The organism is Burkholderia metallica, assembly GCF_001718555.1.
GTDB classification, from domain to species: Bacteria; Pseudomonadota; Gammaproteobacteria; order Burkholderiales; family Burkholderiaceae; genus Burkholderia; species Burkholderia metallica.
In genome coordinates, this window is the sequence record NZ_CP013401.1 from 1,986,877 (window position 1) to 2,005,619 (window position 18,743).

Consider the following 18,743-nt stretch of genomic DNA (forward strand, 5'->3'; position numbering starts at 1 on the left):
CATGGATCGATCGATGAACCTGAAAACCCAAGCCGTCCGGGCGCTCGCGGCGGCGAGCCTCGCGGGCCCGCTCGCGGGCTGCGCATGGTTCGCGCCGAGCGGCGAGCCGCCCGCGATGCCTTCGCCCGCGCACTACGGCGCCACGCCGCAAGTGCGGCAGACCGTGTCCGCGCAAGGCGTCGCGCAGCAGTTCGAAGTGGGCGCGCAGCCGGTGCCCGACTGGTGGAAGCAGTACCGCTCCGACGCGCTGGACGCGCTCGTCGACGAAGGGCTGCGCAACAGCCCGACGTTGAGCGCGGCATCCCACTCGCTCGATGCCGCACGCGAACAGTTGCGCGGGCAGATCGGCAGCTCGCTGCTGCCGTCGATCGACGCGGGCGGCCAGGCCGCGCGCCAGCGCGCGCTCGGCGTGCCGATTCCCGCGCTCGGCGCACCGACGCTGCTGTACGACACGTTCGTCGGCCAGCTGCAGGCGAGCTACACGATCGACCTGTTCGGCGCGTCGCGTTTCGCGAACCGCGCGCTGGCGCGACGCGTCGACGTCAGCGCGTTCCAGCTCGAATCCGCGCGGCGCGCGCTGGCCGCGAACATCGTCACCGCGTCGATCACCGTGTCGGTGCTCAATGCGCAGATCGAGACGACCGAGCGGCTCGTCGCGCTCGCCAACGCCCAGGCGCACGATGCCGAACGCCGCTACGCGCTCGGCTCGGCGTCGCGCAGCGACGCGCTGAATGCGCGGCAAAGCGCCGACACATTCGCGGCCAGCCTGCCCGCGCTGCGCCAGCAACGCGACTCCGCGCGTCATGCGCTCGCGGTCCTGGTCGGCCGCACGCCCGACCGGCCGCCGGCCGACCTGGCGCTTACCGATCTGCACCTGCCCGAACAGGTGCCGGTCGTCGTGCCGTCGGACCTGCTGCGAAGCCGCCCGGACATCCAGGCGGCCGACGCGGGGCTGAAGGCGGCCGCGGCCGAAGTGGGCCTCGCGACCGCGCAGCTGTTCCCGCAGTTGTCGCTGTCGGCCGCGATGGGCAAAGGCGGCTTCAGCTGGCCGACGATGCTGTCGGGCGCCGGCGCGATCTGGAACGTCGGCGCGTCGCTGAGCCAGCCGATCTTCCACGGCGGCGCGCTGCTCGCGCAGCGCCGCGCGGCGAAGGCGACCTACGAGGCCGCCGTCGACCAGTACAGGCAGGCCGTGCTCGGCGCGTTCCAGAACGTCGCCGATTCGCTCGCGGCGCTCGAGCACGATGCGGAAGCGCTCGATGCGTCGTCGCGCGCCGCGCTGTCCGCGCGCGGCGCGTATGACGACGCGGCGGCCCGCGTGCGGCTCGGCGCGCTGCCGCCGTCGGCTGCGCGCGCCAGCGAGCTGCAGTACCGCAATGCGCGGCTCGACGAGATCCGCGCGACCGGCGCGCGGTTCGCGGACACCGCGCGGCTTTATCAGGCGATGGGCACACCGCCGGTGGACACCGGCGACAAGTCCGGCAACGCCGGCCGCGCAGCCGACGACGCAACCGGCCGGCACGCACACGCCGCCGCGCCCGACGCCACGCCCTCGGCGCAATGACCCGCCCCTCCGACCGGACGCGCGTGCGGCGACCCCGCGCGCGTCCGGTCGCCGATTTCCGATCTTCCGCTTGACCCTCACGTAGCGTAACGTTCGAGACTCCAGTGTGCGTACCGAATGGAGGAACGAATGCGACTGAAAGTGGGAGAACTGGCGAAACGCAGCGGGCTGACCGTCCGCACGCTTCATCACTATCACGCGATCGGTCTGCTGACGCCTTCGGCGCGCGCCGACAACGGCTACCGGCTGTACGACCGCCACGACATCGCCCGGCTCCACCAGATCCAGGCGCTGCGTCGCTTCGGCCTGTCGCTCGCCGAAATCGGCGACCACCTGAACCAGCCCGACACCCCGCTCGTCGATATCGTCGCGAAGCAGATCGCACTGCTCGACCGTCAGCTCGCGCAGACCACGCAGCTGCGCGAGCGGCTCGTGAGCCTGCATGCGCAGCTCGCCGCGGGCACGGAGCCGGAGCTGGCCGACTGGCTCACCACACTGGAGTTGATGACCGTGTACGACAAATATTTTTCCGAGGAAGAACTCGCGCGCCTGCCGATGTACCAGAAAAGTCAGGCTGGCGACGCCGAATGGATCGCCCTCATCGACGACGTCCGCGCGCTGTACGACGCGGGCGTGCCCGCCGAGGACGAGCGCGTGCGTGCGCTCGCCGGCCGCTGGATGGCGCTGCTCGTGCGCGACACGAACAACGATCCGCGGCTGCTGACGAAGCTGAACCTGATGCACGAGCAGGAGCCGGCGATGCAGTCGAAAATCGGCATTTCGACCGCGCTGCGCGACTACGTGCTGCGCGCGTCGGCGGAAACGAAGATGCGGATCTTCGAGAAGTATCTCGCGCAGGACGAGATCCGCTTCATGCGCGCGCACTACGCCGACCGTGCGATGGAATGGCCGCAACTGATGGCCGACGTGCGCGACGCGATCGACGCGGGCGCGACGCCCGCGTCGCCGGAAGGCCGCACGCTCGCGCAGCGCTGGCTCGAGCTGTTCTGCAGCTATGCGGGCCACGATCCGGCCACGCACGCGAAATTTCGTCACGCGATGATGAGCGAGCCGGCGCTGACGAAGGATTCGTGGGCCGACGACACGCTGATCGGCTTCGTGCGGGAGGCGATGGCGCAGCTTGCGCCGGCGCGTTGAGTGCGTTGAGTGCATGACGTTGCGGGCGGCAAGCGGGTTTCCCGCGTGCCGCCCGTTTCACCATTTGCAGCCGGTATCGCGAACCGCATCCAGTGCGAGCATCGGCAATGCCAGCAGGCCCGCGCCCGAATACGCACGCCGACAGTCGGCGCGACGGGCATTCGTGATGCCGTCCGCCAGCCTCGCATCGACCGTGTCACCGCGCGCAGCCGCGCCGCCCGACGACGCGCCCAGCGCGCCCACCGCCGCCTGCGCCGGGCTACGCGCTGCCGCATGCCGCGAGCCGATTGCGTCGAGATCGCGGCGCCAGTCGAGACCGGGCCCCGACGCGATGCCGGGACGAGATTCGCGTCGGTCCGCGATTGCGCCGGCAAGCGTCTCGCGTTGCCGATGCGAAACGTCCGCCGCATCCGCAGACGTCCGCGTCGCCATGCGCGACGCTGCAACCGCGGCAAGCCGTTTCGTCGAAGGCGCGGCGCGCCCGACACCGCGCCCACCCGACGCTGGGCCGGTTCGCGTGGTGTCACGCACGCTCGCCGCGGGCGCAGGCCGCGCCGGAATCAGCTCGACACGCAGCGCGACGCGGCGCGACACGCCGGCTGCCGGGACGGCCGCCGTCGGTGTCCGTTGCAGCGCGAACCATCCGAGCAGGTGAATCGACACGGAGACGGCAACGGCGACAGCCGCCGGGACCATGCGCCACCGACGCCGCCCCGCCACGTCGGCACTTCTCGGCTGCGACGGGTCAGTCCGGCTCGCCGCCGCCGTCATCGCTGAACGCGAGCAGGTCGCCGGGCTGGCAGTCGAGATAGCGGCAGATCGCGTCGAGCGTCGCGAAACGGATGCCCTTGACCTTCCCTTGCTTGAGCAGCGACAGATTCTGTTCGGTGATGCCGACGGCTGCCGCGAGATCCTTCGAGCGGACCTTGCGCGTCGCGAGCATCACATCGAGCTTGACCACGATCGTCATCGCGCGCCTCAGACGAACTGCCGATGTTCGGCATCGAGCTCGCTCGCCTGCCGGAGAATATGCGCGATGACCGCGATGCAGGCCGCGGTGAACAGCGCGACCACGTAAGGCAGGCTGAAGCCGATGCTGACCACGCGATGGCCGACCGGCTCACGCAGCGTCGCCCACACGGTCAGCAGCGGTTCGCACAGCAGGCTGAGCAACACCCACAGGCCGATCGCACGGCCCGTCTTGCCGAGATGGCCGGCCGCTTGCGCGGAGAAATAGTTGCGGCGCGCGTACGTGCGGAACAGCGCGCGCAGATGGCGCAGGCCGTTCGCGAGCGCGATCAGCGGCACGCTCGACAGCAGGATGCCGACGGCCTTCTGCCACCACGGGAACGCGGCGACATCCACGTTCAGGTTCGAGATCACCGAATCGGTGAGGCCGAATACGAGGCCGGGCCCGGAGGCCGCGTTCAATGACGGAAACGCCCAGCACGCGGCGTTGAGCACCAGCATGCCGACGATGAACCACAGCGTGAGGGTGGCCATTTGCTGGCTGATACGAGCGATGCGATCGGAATGCATGCGAAATCCTCGACGGGGAATGAACACGCGTCGAGTGTACACCGACAATTATCGTAAAACGATAATTAATTGTTGTATTTTTATGATTTTCTGTCGCATGGCACGCTCAAGCTCGTCTCGACAGTCGCGTGTCGGACGCACCATCGCGATCGCCGAGCGCACGCCTATCGATAGTCGCGCACGCTGATCCCGCGCCAATGCTTCGTCATGTAGCGCAGAAACGCGGGTTGGGCTTTCAGGTCCGCATTCGGCACGGGCGCCGCGCCGCCGTCCATGAACTTGCCGTTGACCGTCACGGTTTCCTCGCCGCGCAGCACGTACTTCGTGCCCTGGTCGACCAGGAAGTACTTGACCTGGTCGGCACTGACGTCGCCGCGGCAGCCGATCTTGTACGCGAACAGGAACTGCTTGCGGCCGTTGCCGAGCAGGTCGCGCATTTCGATCGACGCGGGCACGACGTCGAGGATCACGTCGACCGGGCATGCCTTCACGTAGTCACGTACGGTCCAGTCGGGCCGGCCGTCGAGCGTCGCGGCCACCTTGAGTTCGACGTCGTCGCCGGATTCGGTCCTGGCGAGCGTCACCGCGTGTGCACCGGCCGCGTCGGTCCATGTGTATTGGGCGGCGGCTTGCGCCAGATTGCACAGCGCGGTGGCGGCAAGAAACAGACCGGGCGAAAGGAAGCGTGTCTTCATCGTTGACGTGGAGGCAGGATCGAACGCGCCATTATCGACAAAGCCGCCTGCCGCTGCCAGCCGCCCGCCCGTTCAGCGCTCGCGCGACCCGAGCCCGAGCGCCTTCATCCGCCGGTACAACGTCCGCTCGCTCATGCCGACCTGTTCGGCGAGCGCCTTGCGCGTGCCGTCGAACGTGCGCGCGATGCGCACCAGCTCCGCGTCCGACACGCCGCGCGCATCGGCCGTATGGTCCTGCGGCGCCGCCGATGCGGCGACCAGCTCCGCTGGCAGATGCTCGATCCGGATCGTCCCGTCATCCGCGAACAGGCACGCGCGTTCGAGCACGTTGCGCAGCTCGCGGATGTTGCCCGGCCACGCATACGCTTCGAGGCACGCCCGTGCGGGCTCGGTCAGCACGAACGGCCGGGCCGCGAACGGCCGCGCGCTCCCGTCGCCCGCACTGGCGCGCGCGTTCGCGATCCGCCGCAGGATCGATTCGGCCAGCAGCGCAATGTCCCCGCGCCGGTCGCGCAGCGCCGGCAACGGAATCGGAAACGCATTGATCCGGTAATAGAGGTCCTGCCGGAACCGGCCGTCGTCGATCATCTCGCGCAGCGGTTTGTGCGTCGCCGCGACCAGCCGAAAATCCGCGCGCAGCGCCTCGACGCCGCCGACGCGGCGGAACGTGCCCGACTCGATCAGGCGCAGCAGCTTCACCTGCATCGGCAGCGGCACGTCGCCGATCTCGTCGAGGAACAGCGTGCCGCCCTGCGCGGTTTCGACGAGCCCCGGCTTGCGCTGGTTCGCGCCGGTGAACGCGCCCTTCTCGTAGCCGAACAGCTCGCTCTCGAACAGCGTCTCGGCGATCCCCGAGCAATCGACGACGACGAACGGCCCCATCGCGCGGTCGCTCGCCTCGTGCAGCGCGCGGGCGAACAGTTCCTTGCCGGTGCCCGACTCACCGAGCAGCAGCACCGGCAGCATCGAAGGCGCGACGCGCTGCAATGCGCCGAGCGCCGCATTGAACGCGTCGGCGCCGCCGACGAGCCCTTCCGCACTCGGCTGCGCGGACGCGCTGCGCACCGTCGTCAGCCGCTCGACGTACGCGATCACGTTGCCGGACGCATCGAAGATCGGCCGCAGCTCGACGTCGACATGCTCGGGGCCGCGCGGCGTGTGGTGGATGTGCAGCACGCGGTTCAGCCCGCGCGATTCGAGCGCTTGCTTCATCGGGCAATGCTCGCCGGCCTGGTCGCACGGCACGTCGTAGTGATGCGAGACCTGGAAGCAGTGCCGGCCCACGTGCTCGACGCCCGCGACGCCGAACTGGCGCCGGTACGCATCGTTCGCCGCGAGGATGCGGTAGTCGGGATCGACGACGATCATCGGTTGCGGATCCTGCTCGAGATACGCGACGAGCGCGCGCACGTCGGGCATGACGTCGCGGCGCGGCACGGGGACGATCGGGATGGTGTCGTGCGGATTCATGCGGACGCTCGGTGTAGGGCTGCCTGACGAACTGCCACGCAGACTGCCAATTCTGCCACGGCACTGCCAGTCGTGGCAGTCCACCGTGTCGAACCGGTGCCGGCGACACCCGCGCATCGCCGCCGCCGCACCGAAAATCCGAGCCGAATCAAGTCCCTGGGAGATCGGTCGGCACTGCGATGCAGGCTGGCACGCTTCTTGAATTACTGATCCCGATTGCAGATGCAGAACCCGATCGAGGACACCCCGTGAGCAACGCCCCCGCCCTGTCGGTCGAAGGCTTTTTCGACCCGGCGACCCACACCGTCAGCTATCTGCTGCTCGATACCGCAAGTCGCGCGTGCGCGCTGATCGACAGCGTGCTCGACTACGACCCGACCTCCGGCCGCACGCACACGGCGAGTGCCGACCGGCTGATCGCCCGCGTCGCCGAACTCGGCGCGGACGTGCACTGGCTGCTGGAAACCCATGTGCACGCCGACCACCTGTCGGCCGCGCCGTACCTGAAGGAACACGTCGGCGGCCGGATCGCGATCGGCGCGCACGTGTGCCGCGTGCAGCACGTGTTCGGCACGCTGTTCAACGCGGGCCCAGGCTTCGCGCAGGACGGCCGCCAGTTCGACCGGCTCGTCGACGACGGCGACACGCTCGCGCTCGGCGCGCTGACGATCCGTGCGCTGCACACGCCCGGCCATACGCCCGCGTGCATGACCTACTGCGTCGACGATGCCACGCAGCGTGCGGCGTTCGTCGGCGACACGCTGTTCATGCCCGACTACGGCACCGCGCGCTGCGACTTTCCCGGCGGCGATGCGCGCACGCTGTACCGCTCGATCGCGCGCGTGCTCGCGCTGCCGCCCGACACGCGCCTGTACCTGTGCCACGACTACCAGCCGGGCGGCCGCGACGTGCAGTTCGTGACGACAGTGGCCGAGCAGCGCCGCGCGAACGTGCACGTGAAGGACGGCGTGACCGAGGACGATTTCGTCGCGATGCGCACCGCGCGCGACGCGACGCTCGCGATGCCGGTGCTGATGCTGCCGTCCGTGCAGGTCAACATGCGCGCCGGCCACCTGCCCGAGCCCGAAAACAATGGCGTGCGCTACCTGAAGATCCCGCTCGACGCGATCTGAGCGCCGCCGCCCCCAACCGAGAACCCCGACATGACCACCATCCGCAAGCTGACCGACGCGCTGTCGGTCTCGCCGCAGATCGCGGCAGCCGACTTGCCCGCGCTGCACGCGGCGGGCATCCGCGCGATCGTGTGCAACCGGCCCGACGGCGAAGGCCCCGACCAACCGACCGTCGCCGAGATCCGCGCGGCCGCCGCGCCGCTCGGCATCGACGTGCATTACCTGCCGGTCGATACGGGCAAGGTCACCGACGACCAGGCCGCGCAGTTCGGCGCGCTCGTCGCGTCGCTCGACGGCCCGCTGCTCGCGTACTGCCGCAGCGGCACGCGCTCGGCCACGCTGTGGGCGCTGTCGCAGGCAGGGTCGCGTCCGCTGAACGACATCGTCGCCACTGCCGGTGCGGCCGGCCATGACCTGAGCGCGCTCGCGTCGCGTATCGCCCAGGGCGGCCGACAGGCGGCACCGGCCGTCGACGCGCGGCACGACATCGTGATCGTCGGCGCGGGTGCGGCCGGTATCGCGGTCGCATCGAGCCTGCTCGCGCGCGACGCGTCGCTCGACATCGCGGTGATCGACCCGGCCGACGTTCACTACTACCAGCCGGGCTGGACGATGGTCGGCGCGGGCGTGTTCCGGCCCGAGACGACCGCGCGCCAAGTCACCGACGTGCTGCCGCGCGGCGTGCGCCGGATCCAGGCCGCCGTCGCGGGCTTCGAGCCCGACGCGCATACGGTCGTGCTCGACGGCTGCCGCCGCATCGGTTATCGCAAGCTCGTCGTGTGCCCGGGGCTCAAGCTCGACTGGGAGGCGATCGAAGGCCTCGCCGACACGCTCGGCCGCAACGGCGTCACGTCGAACTACCGCTACGATCTCGCGCCGTACACGTGGGAACTCGTCCGCGCATTCCGCGGCGGCAATGCGCTTTTCACGCAGCCGCCGATGCCGATCAAGTGCGCGGGCGCGCCGCAGAAGGCGATGTACCTGTCGTGCGACCACTGGCGCCGCGCGGGCCGCCTCGGCGCCGCGAACGTCGAATTCCTGAATGCGGGCGGCGCGCTGTTCGGCGTCGCCGATTACGTGCCCGCGCTGATGGAGTACGTGAAAAGCTACGACATCGCGCTGTCGTTCAGCCACAACCTCGTCGCGATCGACGGGCCCGCACGCCGCGCGACGTTCGCACGCGCGCTGCCGGACGGCGGCAAGGAAACCGTCGTGCGTTCGTTCGACATGATCCACGTCGTGCCGCCGCAAAAGGCGCCCGACTTCGTGCGCGCGAGCCCGCTCGCCGACGCGGCCGGCTGGATCGACGTCGATCCGGCGACGCTGCGGCACAAGCAGTTTCCGGACATCTACGCACTCGGCGACGTCACCAACACGACCAATGCGAAAACGGCCGCAGCCGCCCGCAAGCAGGCGCCGGTGGTCGCGCACAACCTGCTAGCGTCGCTCGGCCGCGCGCACGGCGACGCCGCGTACGACGGCTACGGCTCGTGCCCGCTCACCGTCGAGCGCGGCAAGATCGTGCTCGCCGAATTCCTGTACGGCGGCAAGGTCGCGCCGACCTTCCCGGCGTGGCTGATCGACGGCAAGCGCCCGTCGCGGCTCGCGTGGCTGCTCAAGGCGCGCGTGCTGCCGCCGCTCTACTGGAAGGCGATGCTCAAGGGCCGCGAATGGCTCGCGAAGCCCGCGATCGCACGTTGACCGGAGCCCGATGACGTCATGCTGATTTCCCTCGTACTCGGCGGCTTCGTCGGCGCCGTGCTCGGCCTGACCGGCGCCGGCGGCGGCATCCTCGCGGTGCCCGCGCTCGTGGTCGGGATGAGCTGGCCGATGCAGCAGGCCACGCCCGTCGCACTCGTCGCGGTAGCGGGCAGCGCCGCGCTCGGCGCGCTCGAAGGCTTTCGCCGCGGGCTCGTGCGCTATCGCGCGGCCCTGTTGATGGCCGTGGCCGGCGTACCGCTGACCACGCTCGGCGTACGGCTCGCACACGTGCTGCCGCAGCGCCTGCTGCTCACGCTGTTCGCGCTGACGATGCTGGTCGTCGCGGCCCGCCTGCTGCGGCAGGCGCTGCGGCGCGCGCCGGCCGACGCGGAGGCGTCGCCGCTGTGCGTCGGCCGCGTGAATCCCGATACGGGCCGGCTCGTGTGGTCATGGCCGGTGGGCGTCGCGCTCGCGTCGACCGGCGCGGTGACCGGCCTGATGACGGGGCTGCTCGGTGTCGGCGGCGGCTTCGTGATCGTGCCCATGCTGCGCAAGTTCACGAACGTGTCGATGCACGGCGTGGTCGCGACGTCGCTGATGGTGATCGCGCTCGTCGGTACCGGCGGCGTGCTCGCGACGCTCGTGTCGGGCACGCGCGCGCCGCTCGACGTGACGCTGTGGTTCACCGTCGCGACCGCGCTCGGCATGGCCGCCGGTCGCGGCGCGTCGCGCCGCCTCGCCGCGCGGCACGTGCAGGCCGGATTCGCGGCCGTGCTCGTCTGCGTCGCGCTCGGGCTGCTCGCGAAGGCGGCGTTCGGCGCATGAACCGTCGGCGGCTGCCGATACGCACCGCCACACAAATCAAAACGCCCGGGCCGACTCATCGTCGGCACCGGGCGTTTTTCATCGCGACGGCGATCGCCACCCGAGCGTCAGGCGGCGAACCCCGCCATCCGCTTGCGTTCCTGGCGCAGCATCACGAAGTTCGCGATCACGACGCCGGCCGTCACCGCGATGATGAACAGCGTCGCGAGCGCATTCATCTCCGGGTTCAGCCCGAGACGCACGCGCGAGAACACGACGAGCGGCAGTGTCGTCGAACCGGGGCCCGACAGGAACGCCGACAGCACGAGGTCGTCGATCGACAGCGTGAACGAAAGCAGCCAGCCCGCGATCAGCGCCTGCGAGATCAGCGGCAGCGTGATCGTGAAGAACACCTTCAGCGGCGTCGCGCCGAGATCGAGCGCGGCCTCCTCCAGCGACGGATTCAGCTCGCGCACGCGCGACTGCACGATGATCGCGACGTACGAGATGCACAGCATCACGTGGCCGAGCCAGATCGTGAAGATGCCGCGCTCGGCCGGCCAGCCGATCCACTTCGCAAGCTCGATGAACAGCAGCAGCAGCGAAATCCCCTGGATCACCTCGGGAATCACGAGCGGCGCGTTGATCATCCCGCTGAACAGCGCGAAACCGCGAAAGCGCCCCATCCGCGCGAGCACGAAGCCGGCCCACGTGCCGATGAACACCGACGCGAACGCGGTCAGCACGCCGATCTTCAGCGACAGCCACGCGGCCGTCAGCAGTTCGTCGTCGGCGACGAGCGCCGAGTACCAGCGCAACGAGAAACCCGACCACACGGTGACGAGCTTCGACTCGTTGAACGAGTAGACGATCAGGCTGATGATCGGGATGTACAGGAACGCGAAGCCGGCAAACAGCGCCGCGAACTGCAGGTAACGATTCGGCTTCATCGACGGCCTCCCTGTTCCTTCGCCTGGAAGTGCTGGAACATCGCCATCGGCACGAGCAGCAGCAGCACCATCGCGCAGGTCACGGCCGACGCCATCGGCCAGTCCGCGTTGTTGAAGAACTCGTTCCACATCACGCGGCCGATCATCAGCGTGTTCGCGCCGCCGAGCAGCTCGGGAATCACGTATTCGCCCACCGCCGGGATGAACACCAGCAGGCAGCCCGCGATGATCCCGTTCTTCGACAGCGGCAGCGTGATCTGCACGAACGCCTTCCACGGCTTCGCGCCGAGGTCGTACGCGGCTTCGAGCAGGCGCAGGTCCATCTTCACGAGGTGGGCGTATAGCGGCATCACGAGGAACGGCAGGTACGAATACACCATCCCGATGTACACCGCGTAATTGGTGCGATACAGCTCGATCGGCGTATGCGTGAGACCGATCCACATCAGGAAGTTGTTCAGCAGCCCGTTGTTCTTCAGGATGCCGATCCATGCGTACACGCGGATCAGGAACGACGTCCAGAACGGCAGCATGACGCCCATCATCAGCAGGTTGCGGGTTGCCGGGTTCGAGCGCGCGATGTAGTACGCCATCGGATAGCCAAGCAGCAGGCACAGCAACGTCGTGATCGCGGCCACCCACACCGAGTTCACGTAGGTCGCGAAATACAGGCTGTCGGTGAACAGGAACGCGTAGTGCGACAGGTTCAGCGCGATGTGCACGACGCCGTCGGCATACGACGCCAGCTCCGTATACGGCGGGATGCCGAGCTGCAGCTCCGCGAAGCTGATCTTGACGACCAGCACGAACGGCACGAGGAAGAACAGCACGAGCCACGTGAACGGGCCGGCGACCACCGCCGTCGCGCCCGTCAGGTTGAAGCGCCGCACCGGCCACTCGAGCAGGGACTTGAACGCGTTCATGACGTCAGCACCACGCCGGCCGTGGCGCTCCAGCGCACGTAGATCTCGTCGCCGAGCGCCGGCGTGTCGAGCTCCGAAATCGCGAGGCTCGACACGTTCGCGATCACCGTCTTGCCCGCGTCGAGCTTCACGTGATACAGCGAGTAGCCGCCCATGTACGCGACGTTGCTGATCCGGCCGCGCGCCCAGTTGAACGCGCCTTCGGGCGGCTTGCGCGTGAGCGCGATCCGCTCGGGGCGCACCGACACCGTGACCGGCATCCCGAGCGGGCCCGAGATCCCGTGGCTCACGTACAGCCGGCTCGGCAGCTCCGGCGATTCGATGTAGACGTGGTCGGGCTCGTCTTCGACGGTCACGCCGTCGAACAGGTTCGTCGAGCCGATGAATTCGGCCGAGAAGCGGCTGTTCGGATATTCGTACACTTCGTTCGGCGAGCCGATCTGCACGATCTGCCCTTCGCTCATCACCGCGAGGCGGTTCGCCATCGTCATCGCTTCTTCCTGGTCGTGCGTGACCATGATGCAGGTGACGCCGACCTTGTTCAGAATGTTGACGAGCTCGATCTGCGTGCGCTGGCGGATCTGCTTGTCGAGCGCGGACATCGGCTCGTCGAGCAGCAGCAGCTTCGGCCGCTTGACCAGCGAACGCGCGAGCGCGACGCGCTGCTGCTGGCCGCCGGAAAGCTGATGCGGCTTGCGCTTCGCGTACTTGCTCATCTGCACGAGTTCGAGCGCCGACGCGACGCGCTCCTTCAGCTCGGCCTTCGGCGTGCCCTCCTGCCTGAGGCCGAACGCGACGTTCGACTCGACCGACATGTGCGGGAACAGCGCATACGACTGGAACATCATGTTCACGGGCCGCTTGTACGGCGGCATCTGCGCGAGGTCCTCGCCGTCGATCAGGATCTTGCCCGACGTGACCGTTTCGAGGCCCGCGAGCATCCGCAGCAACGTCGACTTGCCGCAGCCCGAGCTGCCGAGCAGCGCGAACAGCTCGCCCTGGCGCACGGTCAGGTTGACGCTGCGCACGGCTTCGGTGTCACCGAATTTCTTGACGACGTCGACGATCTGGACAAAGGTCTCGGCGCGCGTACCGGCGCCGGAGGAGGACACGGAGGACGGCGCGCCCGCGACCGGCGCACCCGACTGGCTATTCATGATGTGCTGCTTCTCTCCTGCGTTGAACGAACAAAGCCCCCGGGGGCACCAGGGGCTTCATGACTGCTTTGAACGCCGGCTCGCGTCAGCGGCCCGACTTCAGCTCGGTCCACAGACGCGTCTGCAGACGCTGGATTTCAGGCGGCAGCGGCTTGAGCAGGAACAGCGTCTTCACGACGTCGGCCGGCGGATAGACGGCCGGGTCGTTCGCGACGTCGGGCCGCACGTACTTGCGGGCCTCGGCGTTGGCGCTCGGGTAGTACACCGCGTTCGTGATCGCCGCGTGCACCTTCGGATCCTCGATGTAGTTGATCCACTGCAGCGCCGCTTCCTTGTTCTTCGCGTCCTTCGGGATCGCCATCACGTCGAACCACACCGGCGCGCCGCCCTTCGGAATGTAGTACTCGATCTTGTATGCCTTCTTCGCCTCGATCGCGCGATGCTTCGCGATCACCACGTCGCCCGACCAGCCGAACGCGAAGCAGATGTCGCCGCCGACCAGGTCGTTGATGTAGCCCGACGAGTTGAACTGCGTGATGTACGGGCGAATCTTCTTCAGCACCTCCATCGCGGCCTTGTAGTCGGCCGGGTTCGTGCTCATCGGATCCTTGCCGATGTAGTGCAGCGTCGCCGCGAACATCTGGTCCGGCGCGTCGAGCACCGACACGCCGCAGGTCTTCAGCTTCGAGATGTTTTCCGGCTTGAACAGGATGTCCCAGTTGTCGAGCGGCACCTTGCCGAGCGCCTGCTGCGCCTTGGTCAGGTTGTAGGCAAGGCCCGTCGTGCCGTACGCCCACGGCACCGAGTACTTGTTGCCCGGGTCCGCGCCGGCGACGAGCGCCATCAGTTGCGGATCGAGGTACTTGAGGTTCGGCAGCTTCGACTTGTCGAGCGGCGCGAAGATGCCGGCGGCGATCTGCTTGCCCGCGTAGTTGCTGGTCGGCACGACGATGTCGTAGCCCGAGCTGCCCGTCAGCAGCTTCGCCTGCAGCGTGTCGTCGCTGTCGTAGTTGTCGTAGCGGACCTTGACGCCCGTCTGCTTCTCGAAGTTCGGGATCGTGTCCTTCGCAATGTAGTCCGACCAGTTATAGACATTGAGCTGCGTATCCTTCGCCGCCGCCGCCGATGCACCCACGCACAGCGCGAGCGCCGCGAACCGGCCCACTACCTTTGCTTTCATCCCGTTCTCCCTCCGGCCGGACCGTGTGTCCGGCTGCCGTCTGCCTCGTCATGACGGCGCATTCTGGCGCGCCGCCCCTCGAAAACCCCGAAAACTACCATCATTCGCGCCCCGTCACAAAAAAATCATGCCGGTGTCGCGCAAACGGAACAGATTCCCGCCGTCGGCCACGCTGGCCGCCCGCACGGCGGGGCGTTCCCGGGGAATTCTATCGGGTAATCGGCGGCTGTCCACCGGGAAAAACGGACGGCGGCGAAACCGCGCGCGTCGCCCGAACGCGCCCCGTGCGGCGGCTTGCCCCGGACCCGGCCGTACCGTCACGCCGCCGCACCTTGCGGGCACGCCGGCCGCGCCCGCCCGGCCGTCCGGCCGCGATGCATTAAAATGGCGGCTGACGATTCAACCGCGCGAACCCTTCCGATGGCCTCCAATCTCCACGACCTGCCCGACAGCCCCTGCATCGGCGTGTGCTCGACCCTGTTCGACGAAGTCTGCAAGGGCTGCGGCCGCACGGCCGCCGAAGTGTCGAACTGGGTGTTCCTGAGCGACGACGAAAAGCGCGCGGTGTGGGAGCGCATCCAGCGCGAGGGCACCGCGATGCGCTTCCAGTACGACAAGCTGTAAATCCGCCGCGCATAAAAAAAGCGGCATGCCGACCGCCATGCCGCCAACCCCAACTCTGTTCTGTTCCCGCCGCGTCTAGAACTTCATCCCGACGCCCACGCCGACGATCAGCGGATCGATGTGCAGCGTGCCGATGCCCTTGTCGCCGAGCGTCGCATCGGTGCTCATCCAGATCTTCTTCACGTCGACGTTCATGAACACCTTCTTCGTCAACTGCACGTCAACGCCGAACTGCAGCGCGGGGCCGAAGCTGCTCTTGTTGATCGACACGCCCTCCCCGCCGACGTTGAGCCCGTTGTTGTAGAAGTACGTGTAGTTCACCCCCGCGCCGACGTACGGACGTACCTTGCCGGCGTGGTTGAAGTGGTACTGCAGCAGCAGCGTCGGCGGCAGCACGCCCACGCCGCCGAGATTGCCGAGGCTCGACGTCAACTGATGCCTCGACGTGCCGAGGATCAGTTCGACGCCGAGGTAGTCGCGGATCATGTACGTGAAGTCGAGCTCGGGCACGATCGCGTTGTTCACGCCGACGTTCAGCGCGCCCAGCGTATCGCTCGCGCGTTCGTTCGGCTGGATGCTGATCGCGCGCAGCCGGACCAGGACGTCGCCCTGGTTGATGCCATCACCCGGCGACGCCGCGTGCGACAGCGAAGGCATCGCGGCGAAAGCGGCTGCAACGGCGGCAGCGGTAACACAAGTTCGAATCGTTTCATGCATGGTACGGACCCCCAAAGAATGGTTCCCATTTTCCTTGCAGGGTCTTTTCGTCATGTTGATATCCGTCAAGCCAGCGTAAACGTGGGACGGTTTGCCGCAGGCTCCGTCGCACTGCCTGTGAGCAGCAGGTCGAGCAGATCGCGCACGCTGCGGATCGCGCGGCCGAACGGCAACGCTTCGCGGCCGCGGAAGAACAGCCCGTTCGCGACGTCGCCGCGCAGCGCGGCCGCGAGCCGCGTGTCGATGCAGAAATGGCCGAACTTCTCGATGCCGTCGCGCAAGCCGCAGACGCTCAGGCATTCGAGCGCGGTCGGGCAGCGCTGTTTCAGCGCACCGAGCTTGTTCCGGATGCGCGTCTCGTTGCGCAGGTAACGGTCGAGCCACGGCGTCTTCACCGCGCGGGCGGGCAGCCCCGTCACGCTGACGAATTCGACGATGTCGTCGGGCGTCGCGTCGGCCAGCACGCGCTTGAAATGCGGATGCGCATCACCCTCTTCGGTCACCGCGAACGGCGTGCCGACCTGCACGCCGTTCGCGCCGGCGTCGAACGCCGCGCGCACCGCGTCGTGACTGTTGATCCCGCCCGCCACGATCAACGGCACCGTTTCGCGCGCCAGACCGAGCGACGCCATCACCTGCGCGGCTTCGTCGAGCACGCGCACGAAATCGAAGCGGCCGTCGTGCATGTCGGCGATCTGCGTGACGCCGAGATGGCCGCCCGCATGCGCCGGATGCTCGATCACGATCGCGTCGGGCAGGCGCCCCTTCTTCATCCACTTCTTCAGTACGAGCGCGATCCCGCGGCTATCCGACAGGATCGGAATCAGCGCGATGTCATGCCCTTGCGTGAGGTCGGGCAGGTCGAGCGGCAGGCCCGCGCCCATCACGATCGCGTCCGCGCCTTCGTCGCACGCGACCCGCACGTAGTCCGCATGCGCGCTCACGGCCTTCATCACGTTGACCGCGATCATCCCGCGCCCTTCGCCGTAGGTCTTCGCCAAGCGGATCTCGCGTGCGAGCGCCTCGCGGTTCGCGGCCTCGAGCGTCGCGCGATCGGGTTGCGCGCGGCAACGCGCGAGCAGATCCGCATGATGGTGGCGCAGGTCGATGCTCGCGATCGTGCCGACCGCGCCTTCGCGCGCGACGCTGCCCGCCAGCCGGTGCGCGGAGATGCCGACGCCCATGCCGCCCTGCACGACGGGCAGCAAGGTGCGGCCGCGAATCGTCAGCGGCGGAAAGGAAGTGCGTACGGTCATCGGTTACCTCATCGAAACATCGGAACCGCGATGATCGACGATCCACCCGCGCGCACCTTGACGGCCGTCAACAAAAAACGGCACGCGAGCGTGCCGTTTCCGGTCCGGGCCGTGACGAACGCTCAGGCCGGCTTCGCGGGCTTGAGTTGCATCGACTTGTACTCGAGATATTCTTCGAGCCCGTACACGCCGTTCTCGCGGCCGTGACCCGACTGCTTGTAGCCGCCGAACGGCGCGGCCATGTTCCACGCGCCGCCGTTGATGTCGACCTGCCCGGTGCGGATGCGGCGCGCGACGCCCATCGCGCGTTCGTCGCTGCCGGCCCACACCGCGCCGCCGAGCCCGTACGGCGAATCGTTCGCGATGCGCACGGCTTCGTCCTCGTCGCGGTACGTGATGATCGACAGCACCGGCCCGAAGATTTCTTCCTGCGCGATCGTCGATTTCGGATCGACGCGGCCGAATACGGTCGGCTTCACGAAGAAGCCCTTCGCGAGCCCGTCCGGCATACCCGTGCCACCCGTGACGAGTTCCGCGCCTTCGTCAATCCCGCGCTGGATGTACGCCTGCACGCGCTGCTGCTGCACGGCCGACGCCAGCGCGCCGAGGCGCGTCGCGTCCTGCCGCGGATCGCCCGCGACGTAGGTTTCGGCCGCCGCCTTCGCGATTTCGCGCGCCTCGTCGTAGCGGGCCTCCGGCACCAGCATGCGCGTGTGCGCCGAACAGGTCTGCCCCGCGTTCAGGTAGCACGCATTGACCGTGCCCTTCACCGCCGTCGCGAAATCGGCATCGTCGAGGATCACCGAGGCCGACTTGCCGCCCAGCTCGAGCGCGACGCGCTTGACGCTCGCGGCCGCCAGCTCGGCCACGCGCTTGCCGGCGCGCGTCGAGCCCGTGAACGACACCATGTCGACGTCCGGATCGGTGGCCAGCACCTCGCCGACGACCGGGCCGTAGCCGCACACGAGGTTGAACACGCCGGCCGGCAGCCCGGCTTCGTGAATCGCTTCGGCCAGCATGAACGCGTTGAGCGGCGCGACTTCGGACGGCTTCAGGACGACCGTGCAGCCGGCCGCGAGCGCCGGCGCGACCTTCAGCGTGATCTGGTTGAGCGGGTAGTTCCACGGCGTGATCGCCGCGACGACGCCGACCGGCTCGCGCACCACCAGCGAGTTGCCGACCTGCGCCTCGAATTCGAACGTCTCGGCGAGCTTCGCGTACGCCTTCCAGTTGTAGATCGGGCCGCCGACCTGGATCGCGCGCGACAGCTTGATCGGCATCCCGACTTCGCCGGTGATCGACTGCGCGAGTTCCTCGCTGCGCGCCTGCAGATGCTCGACGATCTTGCGCAGGTAGCCCGCGCGCGTCGCGGCCGGCGTGGCCGCCCACGCGTCGAAGGCCGCCCGCGCCGCGCGGATCGCATCCCGCGCGTCGGACGCGACGCCCTCCGGAATCCGGCCGATCACGGCCTCGGTGCCCGAGTCGATCACGTCGATCGTGCCGGTGCCGGCCGGTTTGCGCCATGCGCCGTCGATATAGAACTGGTCGTAGATTTTCATCGTGCTGCGTCTCCTGTCGGCCAAAGTTAGCGCTCAAGTCGGCTGGAGCGGGTGCGTCAGCACCTGCTCCAGGCTTCGCATCGGGTCCCGTGCTTCGGGGAAGCCGACATTCTAACGAGCGTTGCGGACGACTGGTGTGACGATTGACAGCCATTCGAAAGAACGCCGACCGCTGCCGCATCCTCGCTGCGCCGTCGGCTGTGAACGCCGGCGCAGCGTCCGTTTCGCCGCCGCGTCAGCATCCGTCCGGGTGCGCGGCCGGGCCCGCATCGTGCTATGTTTTTATTATCGGCACCGGCCCATTGCGGCCGGC

The 18,743-nt window shown here is 68.3% G+C and carries 18 protein-coding genes; 6 read left to right on the plus strand and 12 right to left on the minus strand.

What is annotated here, in order from left to right:
- Position 1: 1 nt before the first annotated feature.
- Together WJ16_RS08885 and WJ16_RS08890 are read left to right on the plus strand one after the other, a co-directional pair.
- A complete protein-coding gene (locus WJ16_RS08885) occupies positions 2–1,564 on the plus strand; it encodes an efflux transporter outer membrane subunit (RefSeq protein ID WP_069256751.1) in 1,563 nt (520 codons plus the stop codon).
- A gap of 129 nt (positions 1,565–1,693) precedes the next feature.
- The gene (locus WJ16_RS08890; protein WP_069258015.1) at positions 1,694–2,722 is read left to right on the plus strand and encodes a MerR family transcriptional regulator; all 1,029 of its coding nucleotides are present in this window, start codon (positions 1,694–1,696) and stop codon (positions 2,720–2,722) included.
- 57 nt (positions 2,723–2,779) lie between these two features.
- Here the strand turns inward: WJ16_RS08890 and WJ16_RS08895 are convergent, their stop codons facing one another.
- The 5 genes from WJ16_RS08895 to WJ16_RS08915 form a co-directional block, all read right to left on the minus strand.
- Positions 2,780–3,493, minus strand: a complete 714-nt coding sequence (locus WJ16_RS08895; protein WP_069256752.1) for a hypothetical protein — start codon at positions 3,491–3,493, stop codon at positions 2,780–2,782.
- Complete coding sequence (locus WJ16_RS08900) at positions 3,468–3,692, minus strand: helix-turn-helix domain-containing protein (protein ID WP_069256753.1); 225 nt, start codon at positions 3,690–3,692, stop codon at positions 3,468–3,470. The genes WJ16_RS08895 and WJ16_RS08900 overlap by 26 nt, the downstream gene beginning before the upstream one ends.
- Before the next feature lie 8 nt (positions 3,693–3,700).
- The gene (locus WJ16_RS08905) at positions 3,701–4,261 is read right to left on the minus strand and encodes a DUF2975 domain-containing protein (protein ID WP_069256754.1); all 561 of its coding nucleotides are present in this window, start codon (positions 4,259–4,261) and stop codon (positions 3,701–3,703) included.
- A gap of 164 nt (positions 4,262–4,425) precedes the next feature.
- Entirely contained in the window at positions 4,426–4,956 is a 531-nt protein-coding gene (locus tag WJ16_RS08910) for a M949_RS01915 family surface polysaccharide biosynthesis protein (protein ID WP_069256755.1), read from the minus strand.
- A 72-nt stretch (positions 4,957–5,028) separates the two neighbouring features.
- The gene (locus WJ16_RS08915; protein ID WP_069256756.1) at positions 5,029–6,426 is read right to left on the minus strand and encodes a sigma-54 interaction domain-containing protein; all 1,398 of its coding nucleotides are present in this window, start codon (positions 6,424–6,426) and stop codon (positions 5,029–5,031) included.
- Positions 6,427–6,674: 248 nt separating this feature from the next.
- On the opposite strand from WJ16_RS08915, the gene WJ16_RS08920 reads away from it, so the two are divergent.
- The 3 genes from WJ16_RS08920 to WJ16_RS08930 are packed head-to-tail and all read left to right on the plus strand — an operon-like array spanning position 6,675 to position 10,085.
- A complete protein-coding gene (locus tag WJ16_RS08920; protein WP_069256757.1) occupies positions 6,675–7,559 on the plus strand; it encodes an MBL fold metallo-hydrolase in 885 nt (294 codons plus the stop codon).
- A 30-nt stretch (positions 7,560–7,589) separates the two neighbouring features.
- On the plus strand, positions 7,590–9,260 hold the full coding sequence (locus WJ16_RS08925) for a bifunctional protein tyrosine phosphatase family protein/NAD(P)/FAD-dependent oxidoreductase (RefSeq protein ID WP_069256758.1): 1,671 nt from the start codon (positions 7,590–7,592) through the stop codon (positions 9,258–9,260).
- Between the two features lie 18 nt (positions 9,261–9,278).
- Complete coding sequence (locus WJ16_RS08930; RefSeq protein WP_069256759.1) at positions 9,279–10,085, plus strand: sulfite exporter TauE/SafE family protein; 807 nt, start codon at positions 9,279–9,281, stop codon at positions 10,083–10,085.
- 107 nt (positions 10,086–10,192) lie between these two features.
- On the opposite strand, the gene WJ16_RS08935 is transcribed toward WJ16_RS08930, so the two are convergent.
- The 4 genes from WJ16_RS08935 to WJ16_RS08950 form a co-directional block, all read right to left on the minus strand.
- Complete coding sequence (locus WJ16_RS08935; RefSeq protein WP_069256760.1) at positions 10,193–11,014, minus strand: ABC transporter permease subunit; 822 nt, start codon at positions 11,012–11,014, stop codon at positions 10,193–10,195.
- Positions 11,011–11,937, minus strand: coding sequence for an ABC transporter permease subunit (locus tag WJ16_RS08940; RefSeq protein ID WP_006488137.1), 927 nt, complete (start codon positions 11,935–11,937; stop codon positions 11,011–11,013). Before WJ16_RS08940 ends, WJ16_RS08935 begins: the two co-directional genes overlap by 4 nt.
- Complete coding sequence (locus tag WJ16_RS08945; protein ID WP_069256761.1) at positions 11,934–13,094, minus strand: ABC transporter ATP-binding protein; 1,161 nt, start codon at positions 13,092–13,094, stop codon at positions 11,934–11,936. The genes WJ16_RS08940 and WJ16_RS08945 overlap by 4 nt, the downstream gene beginning before the upstream one ends.
- 85 nt (positions 13,095–13,179) lie before the next feature.
- Positions 13,180–14,274 (minus strand): polyamine ABC transporter substrate-binding protein, encoded by a 1,095-nt coding sequence (locus WJ16_RS08950; RefSeq protein ID WP_069256762.1) that lies wholly within the window; start codon positions 14,272–14,274, stop codon positions 13,180–13,182.
- A 420-nt stretch (positions 14,275–14,694) separates the two neighbouring features.
- Here WJ16_RS08950 and WJ16_RS08955 point away from each other — a divergent pair, with 420 nt between their 5' ends.
- The gene (locus WJ16_RS08955; protein ID WP_021159754.1) at positions 14,695–14,898 is read left to right on the plus strand and encodes a DUF1289 domain-containing protein; all 204 of its coding nucleotides are present in this window, start codon (positions 14,695–14,697) and stop codon (positions 14,896–14,898) included.
- A 75-nt stretch (positions 14,899–14,973) separates the two neighbouring features.
- On the opposite strand, the gene WJ16_RS08960 is transcribed toward WJ16_RS08955, so the two are convergent.
- The 3 genes from WJ16_RS08960 to WJ16_RS08970 form a co-directional block, all read right to left on the minus strand.
- Positions 14,974–15,615: an OmpW/AlkL family protein gene (locus tag WJ16_RS08960; protein ID WP_069256763.1), complete on the minus strand. Its 642-nt coding sequence runs from the start codon at positions 15,613–15,615 to the stop codon at positions 14,974–14,976.
- Between the two features lie 65 nt (positions 15,616–15,680).
- Positions 15,681–16,871, minus strand: a complete 1,191-nt coding sequence (locus WJ16_RS08965; RefSeq protein WP_069256764.1) for an NAD(P)H-dependent flavin oxidoreductase — start codon at positions 16,869–16,871, stop codon at positions 15,681–15,683.
- A 122-nt stretch (positions 16,872–16,993) separates the two neighbouring features.
- Complete coding sequence (locus WJ16_RS08970) at positions 16,994–18,430, minus strand: aldehyde dehydrogenase family protein (RefSeq protein ID WP_069256765.1); 1,437 nt, start codon at positions 18,428–18,430, stop codon at positions 16,994–16,996.
- Between the last annotated feature and the right edge of the window lie 313 nt (positions 18,431–18,743).